Annotated in this window: 1 protein-coding gene and 2 pseudogenes; all 3 read left to right on the plus strand. The window is 62.7% G+C overall.

Features of this window, described 5'->3' with window-relative positions:
• Positions 1-88 precede the first annotated feature (88 nt).
• The 3 genes and pseudogenes from BLV20_RS30555 to BLV20_RS30560 all read left to right on the plus strand — a co-directional run bounded on the left by BLV20_RS30555 (position 89) and on the right by BLV20_RS30560 (position 8,458).
• The gene (locus BLV20_RS30555; RefSeq protein WP_092306070.1) at positions 89-7,426 is read left to right on the plus strand and encodes a SpvB/TcaC N-terminal domain-containing protein; all 7,338 of its coding nucleotides are present in this window, start codon (positions 89-91) and stop codon (positions 7,424-7,426) included.
• Positions 7,427-7,637: 211 nt separating this feature from the next.
• Positions 7,638-7,779: pseudogene (locus BLV20_RS31890) on the plus strand (cointegrate resolution protein T); the annotation flags it as partial.
• Positions 7,763-8,458 (plus strand): annotated as a pseudogene (locus tag BLV20_RS30560) (IS5 family transposase). The pseudogenes BLV20_RS31890 and BLV20_RS30560, both read left to right, overlap by 17 nt.
• Positions 8,459-8,466 lie beyond the last annotated feature (8 nt).

The raw sequence follows: 8,466 nt of genomic DNA on the forward strand, positions 1-8,466 counted from the left end.
GAAGACGCTGCTGGAGAGCTTGGACGATGTGATCATTCAAGTGCGTTACACCGCCATCAGTTGAGCCGCTGGAAGGGAGGAAAACGTCATGGGCCCGTTGTCTACTGCCATGCCGTCAACGCCGCTGCAACTCATCACCGCGGAGTTCCCGAAGGGGGGTGGGGCTCTGCCGGGGATGGGCGAAACCCTGAGCCCGGCCGGGATGAGCGGCGCCGTGCAGTTGGCGATCCCGCTGCCACTGCCGACGGTGCGGCTGACACCGGCGCTCAACCTGACCTACCACAGCCACCAGGGCAACGGTCCGTTCGGGCTGGGGGTGGCGCTGACCCTGCCGTCCATTACCCGCCAGACCAGCCGCGGCACCCCCAGTTACGAGGACGAGCGCGATATCTTCCTGTTCGAGGGCGAGGAACTGGTGCCGGATGCGGCCGCGTCGATGGTGCTGAATAACGAGCGCCTCACCCGCTACCACTTACGGCGCGAGGGGCGCTTCGACTATCTCGAGCTGCATCAGCCGCTCGCGCCCCCCGAAACACCCGCCCCCGCCTGGTGGCGGGTGTTTCGGGCCGACGGCCGCTGCGAAGTGTTCGGCCGCTGCGTGGCCGCCCGCACGGCCGCCGCCGGCAACCCAGCACAGGTGCTCGAATGGCATCTTGAGGAAACGGTGAGTCCGCACGGCGAGCATGTGTACTATTGCTACGTGCAGGAGTCGGAAGGGGCGCTCACGCAGGCTGCTTGTCTCAAGCAGGTGCGCTTCGGCAATGCGCGCGCCGACCTGACACCTTGGTCGACGCCGGAAGGCTTCGACCCGACCACCGAGTCTTGGCTGTTCGCGCTGGTCTTTGACTACGGCGAGCATGCCGACACATCACAGGGGCCGGCCTGGGCTGAGAGCTTACCCTGGAACCGCCGTGCCGATCCGTTCTCGCGCTTCGAGGGTGGTTTCGAGCTGCGCTGCGAGCGTTTGTGCCAGCGCATCGTGCTGTTTCACCAGCTCGAGGCACTGGGCGCCGAGCCGGTGGCGGTGCGCGCGCTGCAGCTCAGCTATATGCAGACCCCGTACCTGACGCAGTTGGTCGGCGTGCGTCAGCACGGTTACCGTCAAACCAACGGGACACCCGAGCAGGCCGCGCTGCCGCCGCTGGCGCTGGAGTACACGGCGTTCGACCTGAGCGGCGCGCGCTTTCGGCCGCTTGATACCGGGCTGGTGGGGGTCGATGCTGGGTTCTATCAGGTGATCGACCTCTATGGCGAGGGCATCCCCGGGATCCTGTACAACGATGGACAAAGCTATCTGTATCGGCGCGCCCGGGAGGTCACTTCCAGCGCCGAGGGGTTGGCCGTCCGATACGCCGACGCCCGGCCGCTGAGCATCCCCTACGGGGAGATGAGCGCGGCCGCCTTGATGGATATCACCGGGGACGGGACCCTCGACGCCGTGCGCACCGAGCCGGGCATGGCCGGCTTCTTCTCGCGCAACGGCGAGCGGGGTGGTTGGCAGCACTTCATCCCGTTTGACGCCTTTCCGAGCGAGTTCCTGCATCCCCAGGCGCTGCTCGGCGACCTGAGCGGCGACGGCTTGGCGGATCTGGCACTGATCGGTCCCAGGAGCGTGCGTTTCTTTGCCAACCAGGGCCGCGGCGGCTTTGCCCCGCCACGGCAGATCGACCACCCGGGTCCGGACTGCCTGCCGGTACCCCCGGGCGGCGGCCAGACCCTGACGGCTTTCGCCGATGTGCTCGGCAGCGGCCAGCAGCACCTGGTACGGATTCGCCATAACGAGGTGACCTGCTGGCCCAATCTGGGCCAGGGCCGCTTCGGCGCGCCACGCGAGCTGCCATTGACCCTGAGTCCGGCGATTACCGCGGCGAACTTCGATCCCGCCCGGGTGTGGCTGGCCGATATCGATGGCAGTGGCACGGCCGATTTGCTGTATATCGATCACCGCACGCTCTACGTGCACCGCAACCAGTGCGGGAACCGTTTCGCAGCGGCCCAGACGCTCACCTTGCCGGACGAGCTGCATTACACCGACCTGCACCAGGTGAGCCTGGCCGACCTGTACGGCAACGGCACCAGCGTGCTGATCATCAGCCGGCTCCATCCGCAGCCGGCACACTGGGTGTGCGACTTCTCGCGTGGGCTCAAGCCTCATCTGTTGGCGGAGTTGAACGACAACAGGGGGACCCGGACGAGCCTGACCTATGCGAGTTCTGCGCACGAGTGGCTTGAGGAGCGCCGCGCCGCTGGGCGGCGTTGCCGCCTGCCGTTTCCCGTGTCGGTGCTCAAGCGGCTGAAACAGATCGATGAGATCAGTCACAATACGCTGGAGCAAACCTTTCAATACCGGCAGGGCTACTACGACGGCGAGGAACGCCAGTTTCGCGGCTTCGGGTTGGTCCTGAGTACGGATATGCCCAGCCCATTGGGCGCCGAGCAGCGTGACGCGATGGGCACGCCCTACATTCCGGCCATGCAGACGCGAACCTGGTACCACACCGGCGACCCGGGTACTCCCACCACCGCACGGGTGAGGGGTTCACCCTACAACGGTGACTCGCTTGCGGCAGTCCTGGCGCCGCTGCGGCTCGAGGGGCGAGACGGCCAGGCAATCCCATTACCACCGTCGGGGACATCGGCGCGACGCGCGTTCCTCTGGGCGTTGTGTGGTCAGGTGCTGCGCGAGGAAGTGTACGGACTGGATCCTGCCACGGGCCAGCCCCAGGCCACACCGTTCAGCGTAATGAGCCAACGGCACTGCGTGCGTGAGTGGCAACCGGCCCCTAACCCAGTCGGGCGCGCCGTGCTGCTGCCGTTCGTGCTGGAGAGCCTGACCTACACCTATGAGCAGGTGTCCAGTGACCCGCAATGGCAGCAGACTGTGGCGCTGGAGGTGGACCTGTATGGCGTGATCACGAAGAGCGTCAGTCTGTGCTATCCACGCCGGGCGCAGGAGATGCCATTGCCCGAGGCGGTCCATTACAGCGATTCCCAGCAGAATACGTTCCAGGTTACCGAAAACCAGGTTCGCGTCACGCACCTGCGTGAGCCGGATCTGAACCGGGCAGGCTGGCGCCTGGGCCTGCCGGTGGAAAGCCGGGGCTACGTGCTCGGTCCGATCGAGCCCCCTGCTGCCAACTACGTTTATCCCCATGAGCTGCTGATCGATGCCAACGGCCCGCTGGCGAGCGCGCCCCGTACCCTGACCAGCTGGCAGCAGCAAACTTATACGGATCCGAACACCAACTACGATCTACCGCTGGCGCAGGCCACTCGTGAGGGGCTCGTGTGCCAAGCGCGCACGGCCGCCTTGAGCAAGGCCGAGTTGAGGGGGGGCTTCGACGGGCTGATCCCCGCGGCGCAATTGGAACCGCTGCTCACGCAACTGGAAACCGAACTGGTTCAACAGGCGGGATTCAAGCAACTTGAGGCTGAAGATATCAGGGAGTACTTCTGGAATCCTGGCCTGTTTGTAACGTATGCCGCGCGGGAGAGATTCTACGCGGTGAGCCAGCATACCGATTCCTTTGGCAATAACACGGTGTACCAGCGCGACCCACTCACCCTTGCGCCCACCATGCTCCAGAATGCCCGGTACTCGACCTGGATCACCTATGACCCCTGGACCCTGTTACCGCAGCAGATCACCGACCCTAATGGTACAGTGCACGAAGTGAGCTATGACCCGCTCGGCCGGGTACACCTGAGTGCTCTGAAAGGTAGCGAGCGCGCCTTCATCAACAACCGCGAGGATAGAGTGGGCTTCGGTCCGCTGATTGGCTACCACTCGTCGGTCAGAACGGTCGAGGCGGCCCTGCGCGATCCAGCCGGTGCCCTCGACAATGCCGCTCAGGCCCATTTCTATGCCGACCACAGCTGGATGGGCATGCTGGCCCAGGACGGGCTGCGCACGGCTGGGTTGCCTGACAGCGAGGTCATGTTGGTGTGGCAATCCCTGCAACAGCAGCGCCTGATCACCGCCGGGGGGGAGGTACAGGCGCGGCTGCACCAGCTCGTCGAGGCCGGCACGCCGGTGTCGGAACTGAGCCCCTCCCAGAGCGCCGCCGTGCATCGGGCCGTGGCCGCCGTGGCCCGGGTGCCGGTACACGCGGCCACCCTGAGCGCCGAACGTTACCGTGATGAACACCCTGACGACCCGGTGCCGTCCCCGGCGTCCTCCGAGATCCGAATCGCCTTGAGCTATGTCGACGGATTCGGCCGGCCGCTGCAGGGCAAGATCAAGGCGGAAGGCGGCCTCAGCGCGATTGTCGAAGACAACGGCAAGCTGAAGCTCGATGCCAGCGGCCAGCCCGTGCTGGAACACAGCGAAGAGCGCTGGCTGACCCAGGGCCATGTGGTGTACAACGCCAAGGGCCTGCCCTGTCAGCAGTACCAGCCGTACTACCTGAATCGGGCGGCCCACGTCACCGATCCGAAGCTTGACCAACTGAGCGCGAGCGACACGCTGTACTACGATGCCCCCGGTCGGGTGGTGCGGGTGCTAACGGCGGCCGGTCATCCGCGCACAAGCCAGTACCAGCCCTGGTATCGCATCGAGAAGGATGAGCATGGGACGCCGCTGGCCACGGTCCATGACGGGCGCGGCCTGGTAGTGCGCACGGTCCAGCAGCCACCCCCAGGCGACACTGCCACAGACGCCGTGCGCATCACCCGCCACTCATATGACACCGCCGGGCGGCTCGTCTCAAGCAGTGACCCGCGCTTCTTCAGTCGGCAGCAGGCCGGTGAGCCGACACTCGCCGGCAATGAGCGCTACCGCTACGTGCTGTCGGGCCCTCCCCTGACTCGCGAGAGCCGCGACGCCGGCTGGCAGGTCGACCTGCTGGACGCCGGCGGCTCGCTGTGGCGCAGCTACACGGCGCGCGATCATCAATGGCGCCGGGAATATGATGCGTTGCGCCGACCGAGCGCAGTCTGGCTCGCGATCGGGATGAGTGGCATCGAACGCTGCACCGAGCGGCTGCGCTATGGTGATGACGGGATCATCGATTTCGAGACGGCCCGCCGAGCGAACCTACGCGGACGGCTGGTCAGTCACTACGATACGGCGGGCCTGCGCGAGATCACGAGCTACAGCCTCGGCGGGGGGATCCGTGAGGAGCAGCGGCGCTTCCTGCGGCAATGCGACTGGCTCAGTGATTGGCCAGCGACGGCCGAGGCGGCCGAGGCCCACCTTGAAGCGCCCCCTGAAATCAGCCGTTGGCAGCAGACGGCATTGGGCGACGAGTTGATGCTGCTCGATGCCGCCGGCCACCGGCACCGCTGCACCTGGTATGTGTCCGGGCGGCCCGCCGGCAGCTGGCTGCAGTTGGACGGAGGCACCGAGCAGGCGGTGGCGAGCGCGCTGTCCTACAGCGCCGACCATCAACTGATGCATGAATGGGCCGGTAACGACGTCACCACAGACTGCGAGTACGACCCGAAGACCCGGCGTCTGAGCCGGGCGACCACGACCCGGGCCGCGTCCGGCAGTGCCGCCACGGTGCTGCAAGACCTGCGCTATACCTACGACCGGGTCGGCAACGTCACGCAGGTGGAGGACCTGGCGGTCCGGGTCAAATACTTCCGCAACCAGCGGGTGGCCGCGCTACGCACGTACAGCTACGACTGGCTGTACCAGTTGGTGAGCGCCACCGGGCGCGAACAGGCCAATGCTGGTCGGGAGGGCGCGGCATTTCCACCCCTCGGTGACCCGAACGCTCTGGTGAACTACACGCGCACCTTCCAGTACGATACGGCGGGCAACCTGGTGCGCACCCGGCATCAGGGGGCCACCTCGTACTCGCTGGTACTGACGGTGTCGCCGAGCTCAAACCGTGCGGTGGCTGGCCGTCAAGGCAGCGTCGGCGTTGTGGAGGAACAATTCGACGCGCAAGGCAACCTGCATCGACTCGGCAGTGAGCAGCCGCTCAGCTGGTCTGCCAACAACCAGTTGAGCCGTGCCGTACAGCTGCAGCGCACCGATGGCGAGGACGACGCCGAAGCGTATGGTTACGCCAGCGATGGCCGGCGAGTGCGCAAGTGGAGCAGCCAGCAGGCCAAGGCGGTGACGCACCAGCGCGAGGTTCGTTATCTGCCGGGACTGGAGCGACGCACCAACACGGCCACCGGCGAGTTACTGGACGTGGTGTCGAGCATGGTCGCGGGGCAGACCGCGATGCACTGCCTGCACTGGCGGGCAAACCGGCCCAGCGGGCTGGACAATGATACGCGGCGCTACAGCGTGAGCGATCACCTGGGCTCCAGCTGCCTGGAACTCGACCAGTCCGGACAACGGCTGAGTGCCGAGGAATACTACCCGTATGGCGGCACCGCGGTGTGGCTGGCGAGGAGCCAGGTGGAAGGCGACTACAAGTTCGTACGCCATGCGGGCAAGGAGCGCGACGCGACCGGGTTGTATTACTATGGTTATCGGTATTACGCACCCTGGCTCGCCCGTTGGTTGAACCCTGATCCGGCGGGTACCGTCGATGGCCTTAACCTCTATCGCATGGTGAGAAACAATCCCCTGACCTACGTGGACTCAGATGGCCGCAGTCCGGAGCGCAAGCAGGTCATTGAAAACTATGCCCAAATAAAACGGTACCAGTATTCTGCCCAACATCTGTCACAGAATTTAGCTTCGAGTGATGCACGGATTGTTGCCGCCGCGCTGGCAAACTTCACGATTGGCGCGTCAGCAACGGCGATCAACTATGCCATGGGATTGATCACGCCGCCTATCCCAGGGCTTCCGGAAATGCTTACAGGTCTCAGCGGGACCATCGCAGGGGATGTCACCAATCGTGTGTTCGCGGCAATAGGCTCAACCGATCTAAGTACGACACTATTCTCGGGGCAAAAAACGCAGATATTAGGTGCTATCTTACCAAACTCTATCGAGTATGGCCTGGCCATAGGGCATGCAAATTCACTTCCGCTAGGCCCTGGTACCATTAAGGGGCTCTACATTAATGAAATTTTCGACAGTGCCAGCACCTTGATCTGGTCGAGGCGCTCTGTCGCACAGACAGCCTATCATGCCGCCAGAGACGCTATGAGTACGGTGGAGCATCTGGAAAGTCAAACGCGTGAACTGTTTGAAAGTCTTGCTGAAGGAGGGGTTAGTCAGATTCGGATCCATCCTGGTGATTACGTACTCAATACGTTAACGGGCTACGACACGCCAAAACATATCAAATTGGGAAGGGCTCTCACTGTAGAGTCCCTCGCTAAAAGCGCGAACTCCGCAAAAGAAGCACTGGATCAGCTTACACGTATCGCAAAAGAGATCGGTTATCCGACAGTCTCTTGGGGCGAGCGTCAGGCAAAAATGGGCAAGGGTAACCAGCGCGCGCCGCTAGCCTACTGGTCCGAAGGGGATATCCAGCGTAAATATCCCTTCCATAGATCGACATCTATATGAGCAATTGCAAACACGATCCATAGAAACTTGCTGCTGCCAAGTCCGACATGAGCACACGGCACGGTAGTTGAACACGATGCTATACAGCCGCTATCGTGTAGCAGAGTATCTAACCAGAAATAGAGGACAACCATTTTTAAATATATATCTAATACTTACGTAAACTCTGACGAGTTCATTGCAAATCCCGGCCAATCCTTAGCATCAGGACCTGAAGGACTATCTCCAGGTCAGCAAGGGACAGTGTGAGCACGAACCGCAGGTGCAACAACTGGCGCTGCGGCAGTGTAAAGCAGGACGAGTTGACCCAGCTGAACCGCGAAGACGCGCGCCTGCTTGCCGAGTCCCGGCAGTAACAGAAGGATCAGCATGCGCAACAAAGATGATCGACTGATGCTCAACGGTGCTCTTTGGATGCTTTGTTCTGGCGCTGCCTGGCCCGACATACCTGAAGGCTTTGGTCTCTGGTCGACGGTTTATCAGCGCTTTCGTGATTAGCGCAATCACGGAACGTTTGACCAGATGCTCAAGCGACTTCACATCAAGCTCAACGAGCAAGGGTTAATTGATCTGGAGACCTGGATGATTGACTCCACCGCAGTACGAGCAACCCTGGCCTCTTCTGGTACTGGAAAAAAGAGGGCCTGAAGAACCGCAAGATTACGCGCTCGGGCGCAGCCGGGACGGCCTGACCACCAAGACCCACATGTTGTGCGATGCCAACGGCGTCCCGCTGAAGTTGGGTTACTGGCGGACAAACGCTATGACGCCGAAGCGTTGCGTCGCTACTGCGACCGGTACCGAATGCAGCCGGTGATTCCTCTGCGCAGCATGAAGCGTAAACCTAAGCCGGGGTTACCGAGACTGTTTGATCGTCCCAAGTACCGACAGCGCAATATCATCGTGTGTATGTTTGGCTGGCTGAAGGAGAACCGCCGCATCGTTACGCGCTTCGACAAACTCGCAGAAAGTTATGCGGCGATGGTCTTGCTGGCTTGTGCTATGTGGTGTTTACGACATTACTTTTCGTAAAGAGCCTA

The organism is Pseudomonas sp. NFIX28 (genome assembly GCF_900107395.1).
Taxonomy (GTDB): domain Bacteria; phylum Pseudomonadota; class Gammaproteobacteria; order Pseudomonadales; family Pseudomonadaceae; genus Aquipseudomonas.

Excerpts from the sequence above, each read along its gene's own strand:
- BLV20_RS30555 (WP_092306070.1), top strand. The coding sequence starts at position 89 with ATGGGCCCGTTGTCTACTGCCATGCCGTCAACGCCGCTGCAACTCATC.